The sequence below is a fragment of the Haemophilus parainfluenzae genome (assembly GCF_014931415.1).
GTDB classification, from domain to species: Bacteria; Pseudomonadota; Gammaproteobacteria; order Enterobacterales; family Pasteurellaceae; genus Haemophilus_D; species Haemophilus_D parainfluenzae_AF.
Window position 1 is genome coordinate 542839 of the sequence record NZ_CP063121.1, and the last position, 25447, is coordinate 568285.

At 39.8% G+C, this 25447-nt stretch carries 25 protein-coding genes; 11 read left to right on the plus strand and 14 right to left on the minus strand.

Annotated features, from left to right (window positions below; genetic code table 11):
- Window position 1 precedes the first annotated feature (1 nt).
- Together atpD and INP93_RS02690 are read left to right on the plus strand one after the other, a co-directional pair.
- Window positions 2-1375 carry a F0F1 ATP synthase subunit beta gene (gene atpD / locus INP93_RS02685; RefSeq protein WP_005694944.1) on the plus strand — a complete coding sequence of 458 codons (1374 nt, stop codon included), beginning with the start codon at window positions 2-4 and terminating at the stop codon, window positions 1373-1375.
- A 30-nt stretch (window positions 1376-1405) separates the two neighbouring features.
- The gene (locus INP93_RS02690; RefSeq protein ID WP_197545063.1) at window positions 1406-1834 is read left to right on the plus strand and encodes a F0F1 ATP synthase subunit epsilon; all 429 of its coding nucleotides are present in this window, start codon (window positions 1406-1408) and stop codon (window positions 1832-1834) included.
- A gap of 50 nt (window positions 1835-1884) precedes the next feature.
- Here INP93_RS02690 and ilvA read toward each other — a convergent pair whose 3' ends face one another.
- The 6 genes from ilvA to INP93_RS02720 form a co-directional block, all read right to left on the minus strand.
- Complete coding sequence (gene ilvA, locus INP93_RS02695; RefSeq protein WP_197545064.1) at window positions 1885-3426, minus strand: threonine ammonia-lyase, biosynthetic; 1542 nt, start codon at window positions 3424-3426, stop codon at window positions 1885-1887.
- An 84-nt stretch (window positions 3427-3510) separates the two neighbouring features.
- Window positions 3511-5349 (minus strand): dihydroxy-acid dehydratase, encoded by a 1839-nt coding sequence (gene ilvD, locus INP93_RS02700; protein ID WP_049365103.1) that lies wholly within the window; start codon window positions 5347-5349, stop codon window positions 3511-3513.
- 36 nt (window positions 5350-5385) lie between these two features.
- Window positions 5386-6021, minus strand: coding sequence for a hypothetical protein (locus tag INP93_RS02705; RefSeq protein WP_197545065.1), 636 nt, complete (start codon window positions 6019-6021; stop codon window positions 5386-5388).
- The gene (gene ilvM / locus INP93_RS02710; RefSeq protein WP_197545066.1) at window positions 6021-6239 is read right to left on the minus strand and encodes an acetolactate synthase 2 small subunit; all 219 of its coding nucleotides are present in this window, start codon (window positions 6237-6239) and stop codon (window positions 6021-6023) included. Before ilvM ends, INP93_RS02705 begins: the two co-directional genes overlap by 1 nt.
- A gap of 1 nt (window position 6240) precedes the next feature.
- A complete protein-coding gene (gene ilvG / locus INP93_RS02715; protein WP_197545067.1) occupies window positions 6241-7896 on the minus strand; it encodes an acetolactate synthase 2 catalytic subunit in 1656 nt (551 codons plus the stop codon).
- A gap of 185 nt (window positions 7897-8081) precedes the next feature.
- Entirely contained in the window at window positions 8082-8720 is a 639-nt protein-coding gene (locus tag INP93_RS02720) for a tellurite resistance TerB family protein (RefSeq protein WP_197545068.1), read from the minus strand.
- A gap of 159 nt (window positions 8721-8879) precedes the next feature.
- Between INP93_RS02720 and INP93_RS02725 the strand changes: the two genes are divergently transcribed.
- Window positions 8880-10394, plus strand: coding sequence for a sodium-dependent transporter (locus INP93_RS02725; RefSeq protein ID WP_005694934.1), 1515 nt, complete (start codon window positions 8880-8882; stop codon window positions 10392-10394).
- 2 nt (window positions 10395-10396) lie between these two features.
- On the plus strand, window positions 10397-10495 hold the full coding sequence (locus INP93_RS02730; protein WP_032827301.1) for a methionine/alanine import family NSS transporter small subunit: 99 nt from the start codon (window positions 10397-10399) through the stop codon (window positions 10493-10495).
- 57 nt (window positions 10496-10552) lie between these two features.
- Here the strand turns inward: INP93_RS02730 and cpdB are convergent, their stop codons facing one another.
- Window positions 10553-12526 carry a 2',3'-cyclic-nucleotide 2'-phosphodiesterase gene (cpdB, locus tag INP93_RS02735; protein WP_193451719.1) on the minus strand — a complete coding sequence of 658 codons (1974 nt, stop codon included), beginning with the start codon at window positions 12524-12526 and terminating at the stop codon, window positions 10553-10555.
- A gap of 232 nt (window positions 12527-12758) precedes the next feature.
- Between cpdB and INP93_RS02740 the strand changes: the two genes are divergently transcribed.
- From INP93_RS02740 to potE, 4 genes are all read left to right on the plus strand, one after another.
- Window positions 12759-13763 carry an ornithine carbamoyltransferase gene (locus INP93_RS02740; protein ID WP_197545069.1) on the plus strand — a complete coding sequence of 335 codons (1005 nt, stop codon included), beginning with the start codon at window positions 12759-12761 and terminating at the stop codon, window positions 13761-13763.
- A 211-nt stretch (window positions 13764-13974) separates the two neighbouring features.
- On the plus strand, window positions 13975-14169 hold the full coding sequence (gene speFL, locus INP93_RS09730) for a leader peptide SpeFL (protein ID WP_197545070.1): 195 nt from the start codon (window positions 13975-13977) through the stop codon (window positions 14167-14169).
- Between the two features lie 254 nt (window positions 14170-14423).
- The gene (gene speF / locus INP93_RS02750; protein ID WP_197545071.1) at window positions 14424-16586 is read left to right on the plus strand and encodes an ornithine decarboxylase SpeF; all 2163 of its coding nucleotides are present in this window, start codon (window positions 14424-14426) and stop codon (window positions 16584-16586) included.
- A 105-nt stretch (window positions 16587-16691) separates the two neighbouring features.
- Window positions 16692-18011 (plus strand): putrescine-ornithine antiporter, encoded by a 1320-nt coding sequence (gene potE, locus INP93_RS02755; RefSeq protein WP_049365111.1) that lies wholly within the window; start codon window positions 16692-16694, stop codon window positions 18009-18011.
- Between the two features lie 102 nt (window positions 18012-18113).
- Here the strand turns inward: potE and INP93_RS02760 are convergent, their stop codons facing one another.
- The 6 genes from INP93_RS02760 to INP93_RS02785 form a co-directional block, all read right to left on the minus strand.
- Entirely contained in the window at window positions 18114-18554 is a 441-nt protein-coding gene (locus tag INP93_RS02760; protein WP_197545072.1) for a SoxR reducing system RseC family protein, read from the minus strand.
- Window positions 18548-19315 (minus strand): class I SAM-dependent methyltransferase, encoded by a 768-nt coding sequence (locus tag INP93_RS02765; RefSeq protein WP_197545073.1) that lies wholly within the window; start codon window positions 19313-19315, stop codon window positions 18548-18550. Before INP93_RS02765 ends, INP93_RS02760 begins: the two co-directional genes overlap by 7 nt.
- Complete coding sequence (trmA, locus tag INP93_RS02770; protein ID WP_197545074.1) at window positions 19297-20388, minus strand: tRNA (uridine(54)-C5)-methyltransferase TrmA; 1092 nt, start codon at window positions 20386-20388, stop codon at window positions 19297-19299. The genes INP93_RS02765 and trmA overlap by 19 nt, the downstream gene beginning before the upstream one ends.
- Before the next feature lie 101 nt (window positions 20389-20489).
- Complete coding sequence (locus INP93_RS02775; RefSeq protein ID WP_032804166.1) at window positions 20490-20825, minus strand: MaoP family protein; 336 nt, start codon at window positions 20823-20825, stop codon at window positions 20490-20492.
- A 53-nt stretch (window positions 20826-20878) separates the two neighbouring features.
- Complete coding sequence (gene dsbA, locus INP93_RS02780; RefSeq protein ID WP_049370007.1) at window positions 20879-21484, minus strand: thiol:disulfide interchange protein DsbA; 606 nt, start codon at window positions 21482-21484, stop codon at window positions 20879-20881.
- A gap of 9 nt (window positions 21485-21493) precedes the next feature.
- Window positions 21494-21760 carry a YihD family protein gene (locus INP93_RS02785; protein WP_005699179.1) on the minus strand — a complete coding sequence of 89 codons (267 nt, stop codon included), beginning with the start codon at window positions 21758-21760 and terminating at the stop codon, window positions 21494-21496.
- Between the two features lie 66 nt (window positions 21761-21826).
- On the opposite strand from INP93_RS02785, the gene mobA reads away from it, so the two are divergent.
- Window positions 21827-22393: a molybdenum cofactor guanylyltransferase MobA gene (gene mobA, locus INP93_RS02790; protein WP_197545075.1), complete on the plus strand. Its 567-nt coding sequence runs from the start codon at window positions 21827-21829 to the stop codon at window positions 22391-22393.
- A 78-nt stretch (window positions 22394-22471) separates the two neighbouring features.
- On the plus strand, window positions 22472-23323 hold the full coding sequence (gene htpX / locus INP93_RS02795) for a protease HtpX (protein ID WP_192829122.1): 852 nt from the start codon (window positions 22472-22474) through the stop codon (window positions 23321-23323).
- A gap of 53 nt (window positions 23324-23376) precedes the next feature.
- Here htpX and INP93_RS02800 read toward each other — a convergent pair whose 3' ends face one another.
- Window positions 23377-24825 carry an aminoacyl-histidine dipeptidase gene (locus INP93_RS02800; RefSeq protein ID WP_197545076.1) on the minus strand — a complete coding sequence of 483 codons (1449 nt, stop codon included), beginning with the start codon at window positions 24823-24825 and terminating at the stop codon, window positions 23377-23379.
- A gap of 111 nt (window positions 24826-24936) precedes the next feature.
- Between INP93_RS02800 and gpt the strand changes: the two genes are divergently transcribed.
- Window positions 24937-25395, plus strand: coding sequence for a xanthine phosphoribosyltransferase (gene gpt, locus INP93_RS02805; protein WP_049364228.1), 459 nt, complete (start codon window positions 24937-24939; stop codon window positions 25393-25395).
- Window positions 25396-25447: the final 52 nt, after the last annotated feature.

The following is a 25447-nucleotide window of genomic DNA, read 5'->3' on the forward strand; positions in this document are numbered from 1 at the left end:
AATGTCAGCAGGAAAAATTGTACAAATCATCGGCGCGGTGATTGACGTTGAATTCCCACAAGATGCAGTACCAAAAGTTTACGATGCATTAAAAGTTGAATCAGGTTTAACCCTTGAAGTTCAACAACAATTAGGTGGCGGTGTAGTTCGCTGTATCGCATTAGGTACATCTGACGGCTTAAAACGTGGCTTAAAAGTAGAAAATACGGGTAACCCTATTCAAGTTCCAGTAGGGACTAAAACGTTAGGCCGTATTATGAACGTGTTAGGTGAACCAATCGATGAGCAAGGTGAAATTGGCGCGGAAGAAAATTGGTCTATTCACCGTCCAGCACCAAGCTACGAAGAACAATCTAACAGTACGGAATTATTAGAAACTGGTATCAAAGTTATCGACTTAATTTGTCCATTCGCAAAAGGTGGTAAAGTAGGTCTATTCGGTGGTGCGGGTGTAGGTAAAACCGTTAACATGATGGAATTAATCCGTAACATCGCGATCGAGCACTCAGGTTACTCCGTATTTGCGGGTGTAGGTGAACGTACTCGTGAAGGTAACGACTTCTATCATGAAATGAAAGATTCTAACGTATTAGATAAAGTATCGTTAGTTTACGGACAAATGAATGAGCCACCAGGTAACCGTTTACGTGTTGCGTTAACCGGTTTAACTATGGCAGAGAAATTCCGTGACGAAGGTCGTGATGTATTATTCTTCGTGGATAATATATATCGTTATACCCTTGCTGGTACTGAAGTATCTGCGTTGTTAGGTCGTATGCCATCTGCGGTAGGTTACCAACCAACATTAGCAGAAGAAATGGGTGTGTTACAAGAACGTATCACTTCAACCAAAACAGGTTCTATCACCTCTGTTCAAGCGGTATACGTACCTGCGGATGACTTAACTGACCCATCTCCGGCAACAACCTTTGCGCACTTAGACTCAACAGTTGTATTAAGTCGTCAAATTGCATCTTTAGGTATTTACCCTGCGGTTGACCCATTAGATTCAACTTCACGTCAATTAGACCCACTCGTTGTTGGTCAAGAGCACTATGATGTAGCGCGTGGCGTACAAGGTATCTTACAACGTTATAAAGAATTAAAAGATATTATCGCAATTCTTGGTATGGACGAGTTATCTGAAGATGACAAACTTGTGGTAGCACGTGCTCGTAAAATTGAACGTTTCTTATCACAACCGTTCTTCGTTGCTGAGGTATTTAACGGTACTCCAGGTAAATACGTTTCTTTAAAAGAAACTATCCGCGGCTTTAAAGGTATTTTAAACGGCGAATACGACCATATTCCAGAACAAGCGTTCTACATGGTCGGTACAATCGACGAAGCGCTAGAAAAAGCCAAAAATATGTAATCACTTCAAGTCATTTGAAGGAGAACAAAAATGGCGACATTTAACCTAATAATAGTCAGCGCAGAGCGAAAAATCTTTGAAGGTGCTGTGAAACAAATCCAAGCAACAGGTGTGGAAGGTGAACTAGGTATTTTACCAAACCACACCCCTTTGATGACGGCGATTAAGCCAGGGATTGTTAAATTCACTCTCGAAGATGGCAACGAAGAAGTTATCTATGTTTCAGGCGGCTTCTTAGAAGTTCAACCTAAAGTAGTAACAGTACTTGCCGATGTTGCAATTCGCGGTAGCGAGTTAGATGCAGATCGTATTCGTGAAGCAAAACGTGAAGCGGAAGAAAATATTGTGAATCACGCAGTTGATGTGGATCATGATTTACTTGTAGCTAAACTTTCTAAAGAGTTAGCGAAACTTCGTGCTTACGAACTTACTGAAAAACTCGTTAAATCAAAACGATAAGTTAATGATAATAAAAAAGAGCGGTTATTTTGACCGCTCTTTTTGTTTTTCTATCGTAAGAAATATCGATACGCTTTACTTTCACTTACATCTTCATAAACATAGCCGAGTTCTGCTAAAGCTTGTTCAAATTCTGCGTTATCTTTTTCGCCTAATTGGAAAGCCGCAAGAATATTACCGTAATCCGCTCCATGTGCACGATAATGGAATAATGAAATATTCCAACGTTTACCCAAAATTTCTAAGAATTTCAGTAGAGCGCCTTTTTGTTCTGGAAATTCAAAGCTATAAAGTCTTTCATGATGATTAGAAACTCGTCCACCCATTAAATAACGCACGTGAGTTTTCGCAATATCATCATCAGACATATCTTCTACATCAAAGCCGTTTTTCGTTAAATCAGCAATAATTTCTGATTTTTCAGCTTCATTAGCCGTGCGTACACCAACGAAAATACAGGCTTTTTGATTATCTGCATAACGATAACTGAATTCTGTTACTGCACGGTTGCCGATGACATGGGCAAATTTTAAGAAGCTACCCGGTTGTTCCGGCATCGTTACTGCCAATAAAGCTTCACGGTTTTCACCAATTTCACAACGTTCTGAAACATAACGCAATGTATGGAAATTAAGATTGGCGCCAGATAGAATTGCCGCCATATTTTTGCCTTCCAAATTGTTTTGTTTCACGTATTTCTTCAAACCAGCTAATCCTAAGGCGCCAGATGGCTCTGCGACAGCACGCACGTTTTCAAATAAATCTTTCATTGCCGCACAAACTTCATCGCTGTCTACCAATACAATACCATCTAAATATTTTTGACATAAACGGAATGTTTCATCACCAATACGTTTTACTGCTACTCCATCGGCAAATAGCCCAACATGTGCTAGATCTGTAGGTTCACCCTTTTCTAAGGCAGCATTCAAACAGGCTGAATCTTTGGACTCGACACCAATGACTTTAATTTCCGGCATAAATTGTTTGAGCAAAATGGCTACGCCAGCGGCGAGACCACCGCCTCCGACTTGCACAAAGACATAATCTAAATCGGCAACTTGTTGCAACATTTCCATCGCCAATGTGCCTTGACCTGCGATAACCAATGGATGATCAAACGGCGGAATAAATGTCATATGTTTAGATTTTGAAAGCTCAATGGCTTTGGCTTTAGCCTCATCAAAATTGGCTCCGTGTAACAGCACTTCGCCACCAAAACCACGAACAGCATCCACTTTAATGCTCGGTGTATTTTGTGGCATCACAATTAATGCTTTTAAGCCGAGTTGTTTAGCGGATAAAGCAACACCTTGTGCATGGTTACCTGCAGAAGCGGCAATGACACCTGCTTGTTTTTGTTCATCAGAAAGGCTAGAAATCATTGCATAAGCACCACGAAGCTTAAAGCTATTTACTGGCTGGCGGTCTTCACGCTTAATCCAAATATTATTATGTAGGCGATCAGACAATTTGCCCATTTTTTGTAGTGGCGTTACGGTAGCGGCTTCATATACTCTGGAGCCTAGTTTGACAATCGCGTTAATGTAATCCGATTGAGAGGGTTGAGGATTGGTGAGTAGGTTTTTCATGGTATTTGTTGTTTATGATGAAGTGCGGGTAATTTTTTCTTTGTTTTATTTCTCCCTCTCATAAAAGAGAGGGAGAATCAGACACTATTTTAAAAGTGTTTTATCACGAACGGCACCTTTATCCGCAGAAGTAGCGAAGTGACCAAATACTTTTAATGCAAAAGACACTTCACGTTCACGGTTAGCTGGTTGCCAGCCTTTGGCATCTTGCTCGGTACGGCGTTTTGCTAATTCTTCATCGCTGATTTTAAGGTTAATCGAGCGATTTGGAATATCGATTTCGATAATATCGTCATCATGTACTAAGCCGATCGCACCGCCAGAAGCTGCTTCAGGAGAAGCGTGACCAATAGATAAACCAGATGTACCGCCAGAGAAACGACCATCTGTTAATAAAGCACATTTTTTACCTAAGCCCATCGATTTTAAGTAGCTGGTTGGATACAACATTTCTTGCATGCCAGGGCCGCCTTTTGGACCTTCGTAGCGGATGACTACCACATGGCCTTCTTTCACTTTGCCACCTAAAATACCAGCTACTGCATCTTCTTGGCTTTCAAATACGATTGCACGGCCAGTGAATTTCCAGATAGATTCATCCACACCCGCCGTTTTTACGATACAGCCGTCTTTAGCGATGTTACCAAATAATACAGCTAAGCCGCCTTCTTGAGAAATCGCATTTTCTTTATTACGAATACAACCGCCTACACGGTCATCATCTACGCTATCCCAACGGCAATCTTGCGAGAAGGCTTGCGTGGTGCGAATACCTGCCGGACCTGCACGGAAGAATTTGTGTAGTTCTTCATCTTTATTACGAATGATATCGTATTGATTTAATTGCTCTTCTAAAGTCATACCTAACACGGTTTTAGTGTTACGGTGGATTAATCCTGCACGATCTAATTCACCTAATAAGCCCATAATGCCACCTGCACGGTGTACATCTTCCATGTGGTATTTATTGGTGTTTGGTGCGATTTTGCTTAAGCAAGGCACAACGCGTGATAAGCGGTCAATATCTGCCATTTTGAAATCTACACCCGCTTCTTGAGCAGCTGCTAATAAGTGTAAAACGGTATTACTTGAACCACCCATCGCAATATCTAAACTCATTGCATTTTCAAAGGCTTCAAAGGTGCCGATTGAACGTGGTAATACGCTTTCATCATCTTGCTCGTAATAGCGTTTGCAAAGCTCAACAATTTGACGACCAGCTTTTAAGAATAATTCTTTACGGTCAGCATGGGTCGCTAACATTGAGCCATTGCCCGGTAAAGATAAACCTAAGGCTTCGGTTAAGCAGTTCATTGAGTTAGCAGTAAACATCCCTGAGCAAGAACCACAGGTTGGGCAAGCGCTGCGCTCAATGGCATCAACATCTTTATCGCTGACATTCACATCGGCGCTTTGGATCATGGCATCAATTAAGTCTAATTTGATGAGCTGGTCGGAAAGTTTGGTTTTACCAGCTTCCATCGGACCACCTGAAACGAAGATGGTTGGAATGTTTAAACGCATTGCCGCCATCAACATTCCCGGGGTGATTTTGTCACAGTTGGAAATACACACCATCGCATCAGCACAGTGAGCATTAACCATATATTCTACGCTGTCTGCGATTAAATCACGGCTTGGTAAGGAATAAAGCATCCCGCCGTGGCCCATCGCGATACCGTCATCTACTGCGATAGTATTGAATTCTTTTGCTACGCCGCCTGCTTTTTCAATTTCAGCCGCGACTAGTTGACCCATATCTTTTAAATGAACATGCCCTGGTACAAATTGGGTGAATGAGTTCACCACCGCAATAATCGGTTTACCAAAGTCATTTTCTTTCATCCCTGTTGCACGCCATAAGGCACGTGCACCCGCCATATTACGACCTTGTGTACTGGTCGCTGAACGTAGTTTTGGCATAAATAATCTCTCCAAGTAAATTTTTAGGGTTTGTTTTTATTTTCCAGATAAAGACTGAATTGCATAAAAAGGTAATGAGATAATTGCTAACGGTACAAAAATAATCATTGCCGCTGATGCTCGTCCAGCTACTGTAACGTTATCCTCTGTTGCTTCAGCACTGAATCTTTTTTCTTGACGATATTCTAAGTACTTAGTTTCTAAAGGTTTAATCAATTTGGCTTTTTTCAAAATCTCATTTTTGTTTTTAATATCAACAATTTCACCATCTTCCATTATAAAAAATATATTATGTTCCTGCATATAGTAATATTTTTGTCCATAGAGCTCATTAGATTGCTTTTGAGTAAGCTCTTTATCATTAAAATATAATGTTAATGTAGCTTTCACTTTGTTTTTTTCAACATCTTTAGCGATAGAATGAATTTTCACAGATGATATGTTTTTTACGTAAGGTGATTGTAAGATACGAATTAAATCTCCAGTTTCACTATATTTTGAACCGGCAAAGTGATAACTATTAAGTTGCCCTATAGCATAAATGTTGTCTTCTGCTATAAAGAAAGAGTGTATTACTTCTTTTTGAGAAGATAGTTCTTTATCTTGTAATGAAGTGCATCCAAATAGTACGAAAGTAATAAGTAGCTCCAATAACAAACGTATATTTTTCATTATTTTATTTCCATAACATCCGGCAACTTCGCCAACTGATTCACTAATAAGTCAAAAGTGCGGTCAGATTTTACAGTGATTTTTAACTGCACTTGAGTGTCTACCAATGCCATATCCATATTAGTCACAGTGAAGCCACGTAAACGAATAACACGTAATACGCGTTCTAAAACCTCTGGGCGATGTTGAGCGGTTAATTCAAAAGTATATTGGTTCATCTTAAATTTCCTCCAACATATCGGCATTACACGCACCTGGTGGGACTAACGGCCATACGCATTCTTCCGGTGGAATACATACTTGTAGTAAATAAGCGGTTTCGCTATTTAATAAGCGATTAAGTGCTGCATCTACTTCATCAGCACGCTCAATGCGTTCAGCCGGAATATTAAAGGCTTTCGCCAGCATCACGAAATCAGGGTTATCTTCTAAAATGGTTTCTGAACGGCGTTTGTTCCAGAAAAGGTCTTGCCATTGACGTACCATACCAAGGCGTTGGTTATCTAACAGCAAAATTTTCACGGGTAATTTGCCGCGTTTGATTGAACCTAATTCTTGAATGTTCATCATCAATGAACCATCACCCGTCACTAAAATCACTTCATCATGAGGGCGTGCTTTTTTCGCACCTACCGCTGCTGGTAAACCAAATCCCATGGTGCCGAACCCCGCAGAGGTAATATAGTTTTCTGGGGCGAAATGGTGCATATGTTGCGCAGACCACATTTGATGTTGACCCACATCGGTGCAAATCACCGCATTTTGAGGTTTACGCTGTGAAAGCGTGTTGAGCAACGACCAAGGGTCAATAGGTCGGTTGCCTGCATTGTCAATATAAGTGAAATCAAGTTTGGCTTTCAATGCTTGAATGTGTGCTCGCCAATCATCAATCTCAAGCGGGATACTTAAAGCCTCTAAGGCTTGAATTAAATCACCTTGAAGGGCGACATTTGCTACACGAAGTTTGTTGATTTCTGCTGCATCAATATCACAATGAATCACTTTCGCATGTGGAGCAAAACTGTCTAATTTACCGGTCACACGGTCATCAAAACGTGCACCGCACACTAACAATAAATCACATTCTTGTACGACAATATTTGCGGCTCTTGTGCCATGCATACCAATCATGCCCATATAAGCGGGATCGGTTGGGTCAATTGAGCCTAAACCTTTCAATGTTGAAACGGATGGCATTTTGGTGATTTGTAGGAATTTTTTGACCGCTTGTGTGGCTTTCGCCATACCTACACCACCACCCACATAAAGCACTGGTTTTTTCACTTGCGCCAATAACGCTTTTGCTTCAGCTAATTTTAATTCTGAAAGTGTGCTTGGTTTTACGACTGGTTTGACAATAGGTTTTACATGTTCAGGTACATCGCTCACTTGGATGTTACGAGGCACATCAATGAGAACTGGACCAGGTCTACCACTTTGTGCAATTTGGAAAGCAGAGGCAATAATTTCGGGGAGTTCTTCGATAGATTGCACAATGTAGCTGTGCTTGGTGCAAGCAAGAGATAAACCTAAAACATCGGCTTCTTGGAAAGCATCGGTACCGATAAGAGGAGCCGCCACTTGGCCAGTAAATGCCACGATGGGTACAGAGTCAGCAAAGGCATCGCCTAAACCGGTAATTAAATTGGTTGCACCAGGACCAGAGGTTGCCACGCAAACGCCGACTTTGCCAGTAGAGCGCGCATAACCAATCGCAGCTATTGCAGCACCTTGTTCATTACGACAAAGGAGATGGTCAAGACCTGAGTCATAGATGGCATCATAGGTTGGCATGATTGCCCCGCCTGGGTAGCCGAAAAGATCGGTTACACCGTGCGCTTTTAAACATTCGATAATGAGTTGTGCGCCTGTCATGTTGCTTCCCGTTTTTATGATTATTAAATAATTTTATGAATATTGAAGTTTTGCATTGTAGCGGAATTTTTCGCCTTTGGTTAGGTTTTCGCGAAAAAACAAACGAAAAAAACACGATAACCAAGATTATCGTGTTTTTTTAATGAAAGTGCGGTCAGAAAACGCGATGTTTTCTGACCGTAAAATTAGAAGCCTGCTTGTTTTTCTAATTGTTCAACAAGCGCATCATCTAAACCTAACGCTTGAGCTAAATCTGCTAAGAAAATGATTTCTTTGCGAGATAAATCTTTGCTTACTAAACGAGCCGCTAAGTATACATTGCTTGCAAGTGCAGTATCATTACCTACCAGACGAGCAATCTCGTTGATAGAAATTGGGTTTTGGATTTCTTGTTCAAGCCATTGCGCTAATTCAGGGTTGTTACCTGCTTCATTTGCGATAGTTTGTTTTTCATCTTCAGTGATTTCACCATCTGCAGCCGCTGCAGCAATCATAGTACGTAAAATCAATTCACCTGCATCGACATGGCTTGATGAATTTAATACATCAAACGCATTTTCTGAAATGTTTGGTTGGGTGTTTTGTTGGGATTTTTGATAGTTTTGGTACGCTTGGTAAGCAAGATTACCTAATACAGCAAGTGAGCCTAATTTTGCTAAGCTTGCACCGCCGCTACGGCCTAAAATCATTGATAAAATACCGCCTAATGCTGCACCACCGCCTACTTTGGTGAGAGAGTCGATTGTTTGGTTGCCGGTTTCAAGTTTGCTTGCAGAGTTTTTAGCAACATCTAAAACTTGATTTAAAATGCTGTTGAGATCCATAAATGTTTCCTTTTGGTTGTTAATAGAGATTAAATTCGGCCTTTAGACAGTGATTTTTAAAAAAAATTCATTATTTTTAACCGCACTTTAAATCAAATTCTTGACTCGGTTTTAGAATTCATTATATTGAAACCTTTCTTCATTCAAAAGGAACTTAATATGACGCAGTCAAACGCAAAGCGTGAGACCTTTTCTGGTCGGAAGGCATTTATTATGGCGGCGATTGGATCCGCTGTTGGCTTAGGAAACATCTGGCGTTTCCCTTATACTACTTATGAAAACGGTGGCGGTGCATTTATTATCCCTTACCTTATTGCACTTTTAACTGCCGGTATTCCATTGCTTTTCTTAGATTACGCAATCGGTCATCGCCATCGTGGTGGTGCACCGCTTTCTTATCGTCGCTTTAACCCACACTTTGAGGTGTTTGGTTGGTGGCAAGTAATGGTGAATGTCATTATCGGTCTTTACTACGCAGTAGTATTAGGTTGGGCAGCAAGCTATACCTATTTCTCACTTAATTCTGCTTGGGGCGACCAACCGATTGATTTCTTCCTACATGAATTCTTAAAAATGGGCGATATCAGTAACGGTGTGAGCTTTGAGTTTGTAGGCATGGTAACTGGCCCATTAATTGCTGTATGGTTAGTGGCGTTAGGCGTGCTTTCTTTAGGTATTCAAAAAGGGATTTCTAAATCTTCAGATATCTTAATGCCCGTTTTAGTTGTGATGTTTGTGGCGTTGGTAGTTTATTCTTTATTCTTACCAGGTGCAGAAAAAGGCTTGAACGCACTATTTACACCAGACTGGTCAAAACTCTCTAATCCGAGCGTGTGGATTGCGGCTTACGGTCAAATCTTCTTCTCTCTTTCTATCTGTTTCGGGATTATGATTACGTATGCATCGTACTTGAAAAAAGATTCAGATTTAACAGGTAGCGGTTTAGTTGTTGGTTTTGCGAACTCAAGTTTTGAAGTGCTTGCCGGTATCGGTGTATTTGCGGCATTAGGTTTCATCGCAACTGCACAAGGCGTAGAAGTGAGCGAAGTGGCAAAAGGTGGTATTGGTTTAGCCTTCTTTGCATTCCCAACTATTATTAATAAAGCACCATTCGGTGAAGTGTTAGGGGTATTATTCTTCGGTTCATTAACCTTTGCGGCATTAACCTCATTTATCTCTGTTATTGAAGTAATCATTTCAGCGATTCAAGATAAACTCCGTTTACGTCGAGCAAAAGCGACCTTCGTTGTTGGCTTACCAATGATGGTGGTATCAGTCATTTTATTTGGTACCACAACCGGCTTACCAATGCTTGATGTATTCGATAAATTTGTGAACTACTTCGGTATTGTAGCAGTGGCATTTGTTTCATTAATTGTGATTGTTGCAAATGAAAAACTAGGCTTATTAGGCAACCACTTAAATCAAAGCTCTTCATTCAAAGTCGGTTTCCTATGGCGTTTATGTATTGTCATCACAACCGGTATTCTTGCCTTTATGTTATTCAGTGAAGGTGCGAAAGTATTTACAGAAGGTTATGAAGGCTATCCAAGCTGGTTTGTAAATATCTTTGGTTGGGGTATGGCTATTTCGCTAGTGGTTGTTTCATTCATTCTTTCTCGTTTAAAATGGAAAAATGAAGACAACTTCAAGCTTGAAGAAAAAGGAGAATAAAGATGACAAGTATTGCAATTACAATGATGATTGTGGCGCTTTTTGTGATTTGGGGCGGCTTGATCTTTTCCTTAATCAGACTTCCAAAAGAAGAAAAATAAGGTCAAAATTGACCGCACTTTGAAATAAGTAGGGCGTGCTGAGCACGCCCTTTTTTGTTATTTCGATAAATCGATTTGATATACCGCAAATCCAACTTCATCGGTGCCGACTTTCTTCATTGGGTATTGCGCATTGTCTTGAATAAATTTCGCTGCTTGTTCGCTTGGCGAGGTTTCAAAACGCACATCTAATTTATCGTTACCTTTAATCGGTGCAAAACGCCAGTTTTTATCCGCACTTGGGTTTACATGGCCATTTTTCTCGCTTTCTGCTTTGATGTAATCCGCAAGGATTTGGCGGTTTTCATCAGGAGAAGCGTAAACAATGTGTGCATCGCCCGTGCCTGGGAATTTATTACCGTAAGCACGATAGTTGTTAGTTGCAATTAAAAATTCTGCTTTTGGATCAACCGGTTTACCTTGGTAGGTTAAATTCACTACACGGTGTGAGTTCGGGTTAATCAATTTACATTCGCCGTCATAACGCGGTGGTTGAGTCAGGTCGAATTCATAATTTACGCCGTCAATCACATCGTAGTTATAAGTACGGAAACCGTCCCAATCAAGTAAAGATTGTGGTTTGTCGCTTGTAGGATCGATTTGTTTAAACATACCTGCGCTACATTCTAACCACTCTTTCAGTTCTTCACCTGTTGCTTTCACAACAACTAAGGTATTTGGATAGAGGTATAAATCTGCTGCATTACGGAAGGTTAATTCACCTTTGTTCACTTCAGTATAGCCCGTTGGGTCATTTTTGCGTCCGCCTGCTTTAAATGGTGCGCCTGCACTTAAAATTGGTAAGCCCGCCATTGCTGCAACACTTGGTGCTACTTTTTCAACGTAAGCTTTTTGTGCTTGGTTCACAATTTGAATGGTTGGGTCATCTTGCACTAGGGCTAAGTAGCTATACATGTTATCGGTCGCTTTACCGATTGGCTGAGCCACAAATTCACGGGTTGCTTCATGCACAGGTTTTAAAAGTGCGGTCAATTCGGCATCACTTTCTGTGGTCGCTTTTTTGTTTTCTGCATCATAAATTGGGCGAAGTACCGCTTTACCATCAGCCACTAACCATTTGCCATTGTGTTGAGCAAGGGTTAAGTCGATCACGCTGATGTTATTCGCCCAGTAGCCAGCCATACTTTCAGGTACGCCTTTTACGGTACCTTTAGCAATATCTGCATTTGGTGATTTGGCGAACTCTTTGTTTGGGAATAAACGGTGAGAGTGACCGAACACAATCGCATCAATGTGCGGTACATCAGCAAGGTAGAATGCGGAGTTTTCTGCACCTTCTTGATATGGTTCATCAGATGGGCCAGTGTGTGCAAGTGCCACAATAATATCGGCGCCTTTTTGTTTCATTTCTGGCACATATTTTTGTGCAGTTTTCACGATATCGCGCGTTTCAACTTTGCCTTGTAAATTTGCTTTATCCCACACCATAATTTGTGGTGGCACAAAACCGATATAACCGATGTTTAGTTTATGTGTTTTACCTTGGCTATCCACCACTTCTTTGGTTTGAATCACATAAGGTGTGAAATAGGGCTCTTCAGTACCGACTTTCACTACGTTAGCATTGATGATTGGGAATTTCGCTTGTTTAATTGCATCCGCTAAATAATCTAAGCCATAGTTAAACTCGTGGTTACCTAATGTTCCTACTTCATAGTGCATTGCATTTAAGCAATCTACGGCTGGGTTTGGTTTGCCTTCTTTATAACCTTTCGCGGCTTGATAGTCAGCAATTGGGTTACCTTGGATTAAGTCACCGTTATCAACTAAAACGCTGTTTTTCACCTCTTTACGTGCTTGACGAATCAAGCTTGCTGCACGGGTAAAACCGAATTTCTCAGTAGGTGCATCTTTGTAGTAATCGAAGTCAGTTAAAAAACTGTGAATATCGGTCGTTGCTACAATACGTAAATCGACTTGTGTGTCGCTTTTCGCAAAAGCAAAACGGCTCGCACTCAACGCTAAAATGCTGCTTGCGCCAAGTTGGATGAAATCTCTTCTGTTGATCATATGTGCTCCTGTTGTGTGAGAATCGACGGGATTTTAAATCTCTTTTATATATAAAGAAAGCGCAATATAAAGTTCTGGAATGAAGTGTGATGAGCATCACAAAATAAAGGATTGAATTTGGTTGCAAAACTCTGCATTTGGGACAAAAATAGGTTATCCAATCCACTAGAAATTAAGTCATTCATAGTAAGGTAGCCTGCATTTATTGATGGCATCCGATAAGGAGATCGCTATGGCTTTTAATCTTAAAAATAGACACCTATTAAGTCTTGTTCATCATTCAGAACGCGAAATTAATCATTTGTTAGATTTATCACGTGATTTGAAACGTGCTAAATATGCAGGAACAGAGCAACCTCAGCTTAAAGGTAAAAATATCGCACTTATTTTTGAAAAGACCTCAACGCGTACTCGTTGTGCTTTTGAAGTTGCAGCTTATGATCAAGGTGCTCGAGTGACTTATATCGATCCAAACTCTTCTCAAATTGGACATAAAGAAAGCATGAAAGACACCGCGAGAGTTCTCGGGCGAATGTATGATGCGATTGAGTATCGAGGCTTTAAACAAAGTACCGTGCAAGAACTTGCGGATTATGCTGGAGTGCCGGTGTTTAATGGTTTAACGGATGAGTTTCATCCTACACAAATGCTCGCAGATGTTCTCACGATGATTGAGCATTGTGACAAGCCACTTCATCAAATAAGTTATGTGTATATTGGTGACGCACACAATAACATGGGGAATTCTCTTTTACTAATTGGATCAAAACTCGGGATGGATGTGCGAATTTGCGGACCTAAGGCCCTATTACCTGAAGCCAGTTTTATTGAAATGTGTAAAGGTTTTGCCAAAGAAAGCGGTGCACGGATTACTGTAACGGAAGATATCGATAAAGCTGTAAGCGGCGTTGATTTTGTGCATACTGATGTTTGGGTCTCAATGGGTGAACCATTAGAAGCTTGGGGAGAACGCATTAAGCTATTGCTTCCTTATCAAGTAACGCCTGAACTCATGATGCGTACAGGTAATCCAAAAGTAAAATTCATGCATTGTTTGCCAGCATTCCATAATAGTGAAACCAAAGTGGGCCACCAAATTGCTGAAAAGTATCCTGAATTAGCAAATGGTATTGAAGTGACTGAAGAGGTGTTTGAATCGCCGATGAATATTGCATTTGATCAAGCAGAAAACCGTATGCATACGATTAAAGCAGTCATGGTAGCGAGTTTAGCTTAGGAAAGATCTCGATAAATGAGTATATTTATTAATCATCTATTTTAAGAATAATTTATTTCCATACTTTTTGTGGTTTTATTTTTATGTGAAAAATTCAATTTATTTTTTGATAATGATCACATTTTTTGAAAAATATTATTGACATGATATTTACACAAGCAGAGAATGTACCCAACAAAGGTTAGTTTAGATAGAAAGAGGGAATTTTTCTATGCTACTTCGTACATATATACACAGATACGTCCATACGAAAGTGTTGAGACTTTTACGGTTTAATCCGATAAAAGGTCGTTCTTTGATGGCGCATATCCGTCGTACACGCCATATTATGATGCCGTCGCATCGCTCTTGCTTTTCATATTCATTATTTGCTTCTCAAAATAAACCATCCAACACGGCTCTCTAAACAGAGTTGTTCTCTCTGTTTAGAGAGTCTCCACAGATTAATTTCTGAATATTTTTGCATTGCCTAGAACAGGCAAGAAATATTTTATGAAATTAACTTAATCTTATTTAATTTAAAATAAAAAATTCTTACTTTAGTTTTTTTATATAAAAATCTAGAGAGGTTTGTTTTATTCTAAATAAATCTATTGCGTTATTAAAAATTAATAACGCAGGGTAACTTTACGTCAAAAAAATAAATAAAAGGAGTTTATTATGCCAAACTTAAAAATTGCATATAGTCCAAAAGTTGAACAATATTTCTCTACAAATAGAGAATTAGTTGAAATTACCAAAACAGACTTTACTGATGTTGCCGCTATTGTGTTGACAGCAGGAGATGTAGGTGAATACCTTGAACGTATTCAAGCAACAAATTTTGGTATTCCAGTATTTGTTGTTCAAACTGAAGAAGAACAAGTTGATCCGAAATTCTATGATGCTATTTATCATATTCAAGATTTAAATGGTTATGACATTAAGCTTTATAGTCGTCAAATCGAAACCGCAGCGAAATTTTATGAAGATAAAATGTTGCCTCCATTCTTCAAAATGTTAAGTGAATATGTAGAAATGGGTAACATTGCTTTTGACTGTCCAGGACACCAAGGTGGTCAATACTATCGTAAACACCCAGCAGGTCGTTTCCTTTATGACTTCTACGGTGAAAACATTTTCCGTTCAGATATTTGTAATGCTGACGTGAAATTAGGTGACTTGTTAATTCACGAAGGTGCAGCTTGTGATGCACAAAAATATGCGGCTCAAGTATTCAATGCAGATAAAACTTACTTTGTATTAAATGGTACATCTTCTTCAAACAAAGTTGCGTTAAACGCAGTACTTGCTCCGGGCGATTTAGTATTATTTGACCGTAATAACCATAAATCAAACCACCATGGTGCATTAATTCAAGCGGGTGCAACCCCAATTTACTTAGAAACTGCACGTAACCCATTTGGTTTCATTGGTGGTATCGATAGTCACTGCTTCGAAGAAGATTATTTGAAATCATTAATTAAAGAAGTTGCACCTGAAAAATTAAACCAAAAACGTCCATTCCGTTTAGCAGTTATTCAATTAGGTACTTATGACGGTACAATTTATAACGCACGTCAAGTGGTAGATAAAATTGGTCATCTTTGTGACTACATCTTATTCGACTCTGCATGGGTAGGTTATGAACAATTCATTCCAATGATGAAAGACTGTTCTCCATTATTGCTTGAATTAAATGAAAATGACCCGGGTATTTTAGTGACTCAATCTGTTCATAAACAACAAGCAGGTTTCTCACAAACTTCACAAATTCACAAAAAAGATAAACACATTAAAGGTCAAGATCGTTATGTAAACCACAAACGTTTCAATAATGCCTTTATGTTACATGCGTCAACCAGTCCGTTCTATCCATTATTTGCGGCATTAGATGTGAATGCGAAAATTCAAGGTAGTGAAGCAGGTCGTCGTTTATGGCATGAATGTGTGAAAGTGGGTATTGAAGCACGTAAATTAGTATTAAATCACTGTGAATTAATTCGTCCATTTATTCCAACCACAATTAAAGGTAAAAAATGGCAAGATTATGACACAGAAGAAATTGCAACTAATCTCGAATTCTTCAAATTCCACCCAACAGATACATGGCATAAATTTGAAGGCTATGCTGATGAACAATACTTCGTTGACCCATGTAAATTCTTACTTACCACTCCAGGTATTAGCTTAGAAACCGGTGAATATGAAAAATTTGGTGTACCAGCAACTATTCTTGCAAACTACTTACGTGAAAACGGTATTATTCCGGAAAAATGTGACTTGAACTCAATCTTATTCTTGCTCACTCCGGCAGAAACCCTCACCAAAATGCAAACTTTGGTCGCTCAAATCGCCTTGTTTGAAAAACACATTAAACAAGACTCTTTATTAAAAGATGTATTGCCAACTGTGTATAAAAACAATGAAGACCGTTACAAAGGCTACACCATCCGTCAATTATGCCAAGAAATGCATGACCTTTATGTAAGCCGCAATGTAAAACAACTTCAAAAAGACCTATTCCGCAAAGCAACATTACCGGAATATGCGTTAAATCCACACGATGCGAATATTGAATTCGTTCGTAACAAAGTTGAACTTGTTCCATTAACAGATATTGTTGGTCGTGTGGCTGCTGAAGGTGCGTTACCTTATCCTCCAGGTGTGTTATGTGTGGTTCCAGGGGAAAGATGGAGTTCAACTGCACAAAAATACTTCCTTGCATTAGAAGAAGGTATCAACACACTACCTGGCTTCGCACCTGAAATCCAAGGGGTTTACTTACAAAAAGACCCTGATGGACGTACTCGTGCATATGGCTATGTTTTAACTGACTATTAATAAAGTGAGGTTATGAGGTTTTTCTTCATAACCTTCTCAGCACAAACAAAAAAAGTGCGGTTAAAAACATCTGATTTTTTGACCGCACTTGTAGGAGTATAAATTATGAGTGCTAAAAGTAATAAAATTGGTGTAGTACAACTCACCATTCTTACCATGGTTAATATGATGGGTTCCGGTATCATTATGTTACCGACCAAATTAGCCGAAATTGGGACTATTTCCATCGTTTCTTGGCTTGTAACAGCCGTTGGTTCAACAGCCTTAGCTTACGCATTCGCACAATGCGGTATGTTCAGTAAAAAATCTGGTGGTATGGGTGGTTATGCGGAATACTCTTTCGGTAAAGCCGGTAACTTCATGGCAAACTACACTTACGGTGTATCATTAGTTATTGCGAATACAGCTATCGCAATTTCTGCTGTGGGTTATGGCTCAGAGTTCCTTGGTGCAACCCTTTCTCCACTTTCTATCGCATTATGGACCATCTTCACTCTTTGGCTTGCAACCGTTCTTAACTTTGGTGGTGCAAGAATCACTGGTAATATCAGTTCATTCACCATTTGGGGCGTAATCATTCCTGTGGTAGGTATTTCAATCATTGGTTGGAAATGGTTTGATGGTACAATGTATGTAAATTCTTGGAACCCACACAATGTACCTACTTTTGAAGCGATCGGTGTATCTATTTCAATGACATTATGGGCATTCTTAGGGTTAGAATCAGCTTGTGCGAACGCAGATGCGGTTGAAAACCCAGAGAAAAACGTACCAATCGCAGTACTTGGTGGTACTTTAGGGGCAGCGGTAATTTATATCGTTTCAACTAACGTGATCGCAGGTATTGTACCTAACCTTGAACTCGCTAATTCAACAGCGCCATTCGGTTTAGCCTTTGCTCATATGTTTGATGAAACAATCGGTAAAGTCATCATGGGCTTAATGGTGATGTCTTGCTTCGGTTCATTATTAGGCTGGCAGTTCACTATTGCTCAAGTATTTAAATCTTCAGCAGAAGAAGGTTATTTCCCAGCATTCTTCAAAAAAGTCACCAGTAAAGATGCACCAATCGTTGGTATGGTGACCATTACTGCGTTACAAACTTTACTATCATTAATGACAATCAGCCCATCATTAAATAAACAATTCAATGTGTTGGTGGACTTAGCGGTAGTAACAAACGTTATTCCATACTTGCTCTCAATGGCAGCACTTGCAGTGTTATTGAAAGCAGAGAATGTTGCGCCACAAAAATATAAAACAACCGTCTTTGTTGCCTTTATCGGTTCACTCTATAGTATCTATGCGCTTTATGCAGCTGGTGAACAAGCGATGTTATATGGTTCAATTGTGACCTTTATCGGTTGGACATTGTATGGTTTTGTTTCTTACAAATTTGACCTTAAAAAATCACAAGCAAATTAAAAAAGAAAAGCCTACATCTTTATGTAGGCCTTTCGAGTTGCAATAAGCTTAAAGTATAAAAGCGCGGTTGAGAATTAACTTGTTTTCAACCGCGCTTTTTATTTAGGACAATACTCTCAACAATACAGGTTGAAATTCCGTTTGTTGGCCAAGTTTTCGGGTGTAACGTTTAACCATGACAAAGGAAAGTGCGGTCAACATAAAGATTAAAATCGCACGGATGAGCTCATTTTCACTGATATAGTTAGAAAGCAATGTTGCAACCAATAGTGTGAAAAGCGGCACGATATACATTAACAATGCTGAAAATAACATGGATTTTTCTTCTAGACCGATTTCTACCATTTGACCTGTACGTAGTGGCGTAATGGTTTCGAGCGTGAAGATATGTTCGCCTCGTTTTCCATTGAGTTCAGACAGGGAAGCTGTCCCACAGGCTTCTCTAGCCGAACAAGCTCCACAGGCGCTTTGTGATTGACATTTCACTTTAGCAAGGCCTGTTTCCGCATCATAGCTCATCACAACGGCACTTTCTTTTAGCATTTTGCTTCTCCCATATAAATATCAAAGCGGTGATTTTTGGTTTCACGACTAACATGGGGCGCTTTTTGCGCTAAAAATTCCGCATAATCAGGACGTTTTACCACCACGCGTTTACAGGCTAATTGTAGCGCAGGTGTCAAGAGCTCATCGGCATCCAAATCGGCACCAACTAAATGTTGGAATACACGCATTTCTTTTTTAACTAGGGCGGATTTTTGTTTGTGCGGATACATTGGATCCAAATACACCACATCGGCACTATCGATTTGTGGATTGAGTTCGGCAATATGATGAACATCTAGTAAGCGCATATTTTGTTGCATCATTTCGCCTATTTCTGCATCTTGATAGGCGCGGTTGAGACCATCCTGCAATAGCAAATATACTACTGGATGACGTTCTACTAAGCGCACTTGGCAACCGATAGAAGCTAAAACAAAGGCATCTCGACCAAGTCCTGCGGTGGCATCAATCACGGAAGGCAATTCTGAGCCCTTAATGCCTACAGCTTTGGCAATAGCTTCGCCACGCCCACCGCCAAATTTACGACGATGAGCCATTGCGCCGGCTACGAAATCTACAAACACATCGCCCAATTTGGGTTCATCCAGTTTACGCAAGGCAAGATGGGTTTCAGTTTGTACCAATGCAAGCGGACTTTCAGTACAATGCTCGATACCAAGAGAGGAACAAAGTGCGGTCAATTCTGACAATGTTCCCGATTCAGCAAGCAGTTGAATTTTTATTTTCTCACCAGCCATACGCCGCTTTCCATATGATCTGTGTAAGGGAATTGATCAAACAGCGCCGCTTTTTCAATGCGGTGGGTTTGGCTTAGGGTCTGCAAGTTCTCGCAAAGGGTATGTGGATTGCAGGAAATATACAAAATACGATCGTAATTCTGCACCAGTTTTACTGTGTCAGGGTCAAGTCCTGCTCGTGGTGGATCAACAAAAATTGTATTGCATTGATAGGCTTTTAAATCAATGCCTTTTAAGCGATTAAATTCACGTACGCCATTCATTGCTTGGGTAAATTCTTCTGCCGACATACGAATAATTTGCAGATTATCTATACCATTTTCCGCAATATTAAATTGTGCAGCTGCAACAGATGGCTTGGCGATTTCGGTAGCAAGGACTTTACGGAAGTTTTGTGCAAGGGCGATAGAGAAATTGCCGTTGCCGCAGTACAGCTCTAATAAATCGCCCTGAGAACCTTGAGTGCAATCAATCGCCCACTCCAACATCTTGCAATTCACGGCTGCATTTGGCTGAGTAAAACTATTTTCTACTTGGCGATAAACATAATTGCGTCCTTTTATCGGTAACACTTCATCGACAAAATCTTGCTCTAAACAGATTTTTTGTTTACTCGCACGACCAATCAGTTGCACATCAAAACCAAGTTGTTGTAATTCGCCTTTCAAGTTTTCGGCAGCATTTTGCCATTCTTCCGTAAGTTGCTTGTGGTAAAGCAGGCTTACAATAATTTTATTGCTAAGCGTGCTCAAATAATCAATTTGAAACAGTTTTTTATGCAATACTTCCTGCGTTTTTAACAACGGTAGTAAGGCTTTCATCATGCGATTTATCAGTTCACTGGCAATCGGGAATTCATCCACTCGATAACGCTGCAAGGTGCTTTGATCAAACATGATGTGATAAAAATCGCCTTTATCATGCCAAATACGAAATTCTGCACGCATCCTATAATGGCTGGTCGGCGAATCAAACACGGCTATTTCTGGGGCATTAAAAGGCTGCAAAAGTGCGGTCAGTTTTTCAGTCTTTTTTTGCAGAAGTTCGGTATATTGGGAAACGGGTAGTTGCATTGATGTTTACGTTTGAATGATAAATATCCCACAGCCCTTGGCAAGCATGGGGATTGAGTAAAAAAGCAAAAGGCAAGCTTCTGCCTGCCTTTTTAAGTGTATTATTCGCCAGAATAATCTTCGCCGCCAGAAGCCGCTTCGCTCACATCACCTGATAAGGTGTAAACACGTTTTGTTGTGTTAATGCGAGTACGATATTTATTCCAGGTTTTTTCGAAGAAAGTTTCCGGTGCACGTTCACCACGGCAAAAAGCAACAAATTCTTTTTCTTCTTTTGTCGCTGGCTTGCGTTCGCCTGAATCTAATGCTTTAAACGCTTGACCATATTGCTCTAATACTTGGGATTCTTTGATTGTATAATCACCATGACGGGAAAATCCGCGTGGGTAGTTTTTGTCGTCAAAAAAACGACGAGTAACACTGAAACTAGCAGCCATAATCATCTCTCTTCTTTATATTTAAAAACGGCAGGCATTAAACCAATTTTTTTTTATTTTTGCAATAAACCTTTCACGGTTTCTACATAATCTTTGACAAAATCATCGTAATTTAAGCCTTCAGGGTTTACACGATATTTGCCATTTACATAGAAATCAGGTACGCCATGTACTTTAAACTGCTCAGCCGCATTCACTTGTTTATTCACTAAACCGTTTACAGCAAAGCTGTTGATGTTGTTATCAAATTGTTCTGCAGTCACACCGTTATCAATGAAGATTTTACGAATATCGTCCATTGAGCTTAATTTATCTTGCTGTGCCGCTTCGAATAAAGGCGCTTTCACTTTGCTTTCTGCACCAAGTGCCATCGCTAATGCCCATGCACGAGTGAGGTTTTCAGATTGACGACCTAAGAAGTTAACGTGATATTGTTTAAATTCAGTGCCTTTTGGTAAGCTTTCTGCAACTTGTTTTGGAATATGGTATTCCATTTCAAAGGCGTAGCAATGCGGGCAGTAGAAAGAGAAAAATTCAATCACTTCAGGCTGTGCAGAAGCGGTTTGACCCACTTGAACGTATTGTTTACCTTCTTCTAGATTAGCTGCGAATGCGTTAAATGAAAATAAAGCACCGAGTAAAAATAAAACTTTTTTCATTTGTTTTCCTTATTTAATAATTCCGCGCGCTTTTAACAATGCGGTTTTAAAATCTTCTTCATAATCTTTTTTGATACCTGGAATCGGCTCAAACTTATCTGTGCCATGCATTTTTAAATGATAAATAATCACTTCATCAGATAATTCTGCCACGGGCTTATCGAAACCTGCTTCATCAGCAATTTTTTGCAAAATTTGTAGCAAGCTAAGATCTGGGTCTTTAGACCAGTAAGGTTGTAAAAGTTCCAAAACTTCATTTAAACGCTTACATTTCATTGCTATTTCCTTTTAAATGGAGAAAAATAAGGCTAGATCATACTTCAAATAAGGCAATAAGAAAATATGGAATACACAATAAGTGCGGTTATTTTGGCTGGCGGAAAAGCACGGAGAATGAATGGGGCGGATAAAGGCTTACAGCTTTTACAAAATAAACCGTTAATTAGTCATGTGATTGAGCGCTTACAACCCCAAGTGGTTGATATATCGATTAATGCTAATCGTCACCATACGGAGTATGCTCAATGGGGGTTTCCCGTATTTTCAGATGAATTGCCTGATTTTCAGGGGCCGTTGAGCGGTATGTTAACAGCACTCGAAAAAGCTAAAACGGATTTTGTACTTTTTGTGCCTTGTGATAGTCCGTATTTTCCACAAAACTTATTAGAAAAACTAAAAAGCGCGGTTAAAAATGACCGCACTTTAATGGCTTATGCAAAAGATAAAGAGCGTGAACACCCGACATTTTGTTTGATGTCTATTCTGCTTAAAGAGAAGTTACGTGCTTATTTAAACGAGGGCGAACGTCGCTTATTACAATTTATGAACAAAAATGGCGCGGTTGCTGTCCAATTTGACGAACAAGAAGGACGATTTGTAAATTTTAATACCTTAGAAGATTTACAATAAATTATTTGTTTAACCTTGAATTTTGTAAAAAATTCTCCATTATTGCAGTGTTTACTTTCTATTTTATTGAGGAACTTTATTATGATGCGAATCCTTTTATTTTTAGCCACTAACTTTGCTGTGATGCTTGTGTTAGGGATTATTTTAAATGTGACCGGTATTGCAGGAAATAGTACAGGTGGCATTTTAATTATGGCGATGCTTTTCGGTTTTGCCGGATCATTGATTTCGTTATTTTTATCAAAAACCATGGCATTGCGCTCTGTGGGCGCGGAAGTGATTACTGAACCGCGTAATCAAGCTGAACGTTGGTTGGTAGAAACGGTACGCCGTCAAGCGCAACAAGCAGGCATCCCAATGCCAGATGTGGCGATTTACCATTCTAATGATGCGAATGCTTTTGCTACAGGGGCAACAAAAAACAATTCTTTAGTCGCGATTAGTACAGGCTTATTAAACTCCATGACGGAAGAAGAAGCTGAAGCGGTATTAGCTCACGAAGTCTCCCACATTGCGAATGGCGATATGGTGACCATGACTTTATTACAAGGCGTATTGAATACCTTTGTGATTTTCTTATCTCGTGTAATTGCTAATGTGGTGGCAAGTTCTCGTAATGGCGATGAAGAAAGCCGCAGCTCAGGCATTTACTTCTTAGTTTCAATGGTGTTAGAAATTGTATTTGGTATTTTAGCGAGCATTATTGCGATGTGGTTCTCACGCTATCGCGAATACCGCGCAGATGCAGGTTCTGCACAACTTGTTGGTAAAGAAAAAATGATTGCGGCATTGCAACGTTTACAACAAATTCATGAGCCGCAAGAGATGGAAGGTTCACTTAATGCCTTTATGATTAATGGCAAACGCAGCGAACTCTTTATGAGCCATCCTCCGCTTGAAAAACGTATCGAAGCATTACGTAGTTTATAAAAGATAAAAAAACAAAGGGCTAAATGTAATATTTAGCCCTTTTTATTTGTAGATTATTTAATATCCGCTAAGACTTTAGTGAGTAATTCCCAGTAAGTTTGTACTGTTGAAATTTGGACTTTTTCATCTGGCGAATGCGCATTACGAATAGTTGGTCCCACAGAAATCATATCAATATTCGGATAATGTTCTTTCAACAAGCCACATTCAAGCCCCGCGTGAATCACTTTAATCTCAGGCTCTTTGCCAAGCACTTCTGCATAATGTTTTTTCATTAATGTCAAAATTGCGGTGTCATTTACTGGTTTCCAACCTGGGTAAGAACCTGAAAATTCAACTGTTGCACCAGTGAGTTTAGCGAGTGAGGTTAAGGTGTCTTCTACATATTCTTTACCGCTTTCAATCAATGAGCGAATAAGAATTGTGCCTTCGATTTTATCTTCAAGGGTTTTTAACACACCAATACTTAATGAGCTTTCCACGACGTTTTTGATTACATCACTGTTACGAATCACACCGTTTGGTAACACATTCAGCAAATTAATCACTTGTTGGGTGCTTTCAAGCGTGAAGGTTTGTTGTGGATTTTCAACTTGCTCAACTGTTAAAGTTAAGTTTGGCTCAGCGATAGCAAGCTCTTCTTTCAATAAAACTTCAAAATTTTTGACCGCACTTTTTACGCTTTCTACATCATGATTGAAGCAAATAGTTGTAGCCGCTTCACGTGGAATCGCATTACGAATTGATCCACCGCGAATTTCTGCAAGAGCAAAGTGCGGTTGATTTTGTGAAAGTTTTGCTAATAAACGCGCTAATACTTTAATCGCATTCGCACGTGTGGTGTGAATATCACAACCAGAGTGACCGCCGCGTAAACCTTTTAAGTTAATTTGCAAACTATGGCTGAATGAATTGCTTTCACGGTGAACAGGTAGTTCAACATTAGCATTCACCCCACCAGCACAACCAATATAGATTTCACCGATTTCTTCGGTATCAGTATTAATTAAGATTTCTGATTTTAACCAGTTGCGGCGAAGATTTACAGCACCATCCATGCCGGTTTCTTCAGTCATGGTGAGTAACACTTCAAGCGGAGGATGTGCAATATCGGTACTTTCTAATACCGCTAAGGTTGAGGCTAAACCAATACCGTTATCCGCACCGAGTGTGGTACCTTGAGCTTTTACCCAATCCCCGTCGATATAAGGACGAATAGGGTCTTGGGTAAAATTATGAGGATTGCCTTCATTGGCTTGTGGCACCATATCTAAATGTGCTTGTAAGACAACAGGTTGGCTATTTTCCATCCCTGCGGTAGCGGGTTTACGAATTAATACATTGCCGGCTTCATCACGTTCTGCAAAGAATTGTTTTTCTTTTGCCCAGTTGACAATAAAAGTGGCGAGTGCATCTTCATGATGTGAAGGATGTGGAATCGCACAAATTTGATCAAACCATTTCCAAAGTAATTGCGGTTGTAATGTGATAATTTCTGACATAATGAACTCCTTTTTTCATTAAAATTTTTGCGGAAATCATAGCATAAAACGCCATTTCAGGTTAAAATTCCGCAATTTTTTTATTTAGCGACAAAGTTTAAGGTATTTGTTATGAGCGAAAAATATGTTGTGACTTGGGATATGTTCCAAATGCATGCCCGCAAATTAGCGGAACGTTTACTTCCTGCCACTCAGTGGAAAGGTATCATTGCAGTAAGCCGTGGTGGTTTATTCCCAGCAGCGGTACTTGCTCGCGAATTAAATATTCGTTTCGTAGAAACTGTGTGTATTGCCAGTTATGATCACGATGAACAAGGTGCATTAAAAGTATTACACCGCGCAGATGGTGATGGTGAAGGAATGATCGTGGTAGACGATTTGGTAGATACCGGCAATACCGCTCGTGCAATTCGTGAAATGTATCCAAAAGCAAAATTCGTCACGGTATTCGCAAAACCTGCAGGTGCTGAGTTAGTGGATGATTACGTGATTGATATTCCACAAAACACTTGGATTGAACAACCTTGGGATTTAGGTTTAACTTTCGTGCCACCATTGGCAAGAAAATAATAAAACCTGAATATAAAATTTCGTTACGCCGGTGCTTTCATAGTTCCGGCGT

Excerpts from the sequence above, each read along its gene's own strand:
- INP93_RS02720 (WP_197545068.1), bottom strand. The coding sequence starts at position 8,720 with ATGGATCTCAACAGCATTTTAAATCAAGTTTTAGATGTTGCTAAAAAC.
- atpD (WP_005694944.1), top strand. The coding sequence starts at position 2 with ATGTCAGCAGGAAAAATTGTACAAATCATCGGCGCGGTGATTGACGTT.
- gpt (WP_049364228.1), top strand. The coding sequence starts at position 24,937 with ATGAGCGAAAAATATGTTGTGACTTGGGATATGTTCCAAATGCATGCC.
- INP93_RS02785 (WP_005699179.1), bottom strand. The coding sequence starts at position 21,760 with ATGAAATGTAAGCGTTTAAATGAAGTTTTGGAACTTTTACAACCTTAC.
- potE (WP_049365111.1), top strand. The coding sequence starts at position 16,692 with ATGAGTGCTAAAAGTAATAAAATTGGTGTAGTACAACTCACCATTCTT.
- mobA (WP_197545075.1), top strand. The coding sequence starts at position 21,827 with ATGGAATACACAATAAGTGCGGTTATTTTGGCTGGCGGAAAAGCACGG.
- INP93_RS02765 (WP_197545073.1), bottom strand. The coding sequence starts at position 19,315 with ATGGCTGGTGAGAAAATAAAAATTCAACTGCTTGCTGAATCGGGAACA.
- INP93_RS02800 (WP_197545076.1), bottom strand. The coding sequence starts at position 24,825 with ATGTCAGAAATTATCACATTACAACCGCAATTACTTTGGAAATGGTTT.
- INP93_RS02775 (WP_032804166.1), bottom strand. The coding sequence starts at position 20,825 with ATGGCTGCTAGTTTCAGTGTTACTCGTCGTTTTTTTGACGACAAAAAC.
- INP93_RS02740 (WP_197545069.1), top strand. The coding sequence starts at position 12,759 with ATGGCTTTTAATCTTAAAAATAGACACCTATTAAGTCTTGTTCATCAT.
- speF (WP_197545071.1), top strand. The coding sequence starts at position 14,424 with ATGCCAAACTTAAAAATTGCATATAGTCCAAAAGTTGAACAATATTTC.
- ilvM (WP_197545066.1), bottom strand. The coding sequence starts at position 6,239 with ATGAACCAATATACTTTTGAATTAACCGCTCAACATCGCCCAGAGGTT.
- speFL (WP_197545070.1), top strand. The coding sequence starts at position 13,975 with ATGCTACTTCGTACATATATACACAGATACGTCCATACGAAAGTGTTG.
- INP93_RS02730 (WP_032827301.1), top strand. The coding sequence starts at position 10,397 with ATGACAAGTATTGCAATTACAATGATGATTGTGGCGCTTTTTGTGATT.
- INP93_RS02690 (WP_197545063.1), top strand. The coding sequence starts at position 1,406 with ATGGCGACATTTAACCTAATAATAGTCAGCGCAGAGCGAAAAATCTTT.
- ilvA (WP_197545064.1), bottom strand. The coding sequence starts at position 3,426 with ATGAAAAACCTACTCACCAATCCTCAACCCTCTCAATCGGATTACATT.
- dsbA (WP_049370007.1), bottom strand. The coding sequence starts at position 21,484 with ATGAAAAAAGTTTTATTTTTACTCGGTGCTTTATTTTCATTTAACGCA.
- trmA (WP_197545074.1), bottom strand. The coding sequence starts at position 20,388 with ATGCAACTACCCGTTTCCCAATATACCGAACTTCTGCAAAAAAAGACT.
- INP93_RS02760 (WP_197545072.1), bottom strand. The coding sequence starts at position 18,554 with ATGCTAAAAGAAAGTGCCGTTGTGATGAGCTATGATGCGGAAACAGGC.
- cpdB (WP_193451719.1), bottom strand. The coding sequence starts at position 12,526 with ATGATCAACAGAAGAGATTTCATCCAACTTGGCGCAAGCAGCATTTTA.
- INP93_RS02725 (WP_005694934.1), top strand. The coding sequence starts at position 8,880 with ATGACGCAGTCAAACGCAAAGCGTGAGACCTTTTCTGGTCGGAAGGCA.
- INP93_RS02705 (WP_197545065.1), bottom strand. The coding sequence starts at position 6,021 with ATGAAAAATATACGTTTGTTATTGGAGCTACTTATTACTTTCGTACTA.
- ilvG (WP_197545067.1), bottom strand. The coding sequence starts at position 7,896 with ATGACAGGCGCACAACTCATTATCGAATGTTTAAAAGCGCACGGTGTA.
- ilvD (WP_049365103.1), bottom strand. The coding sequence starts at position 5,349 with ATGCCAAAACTACGTTCAGCGACCAGTACACAAGGTCGTAATATGGCG.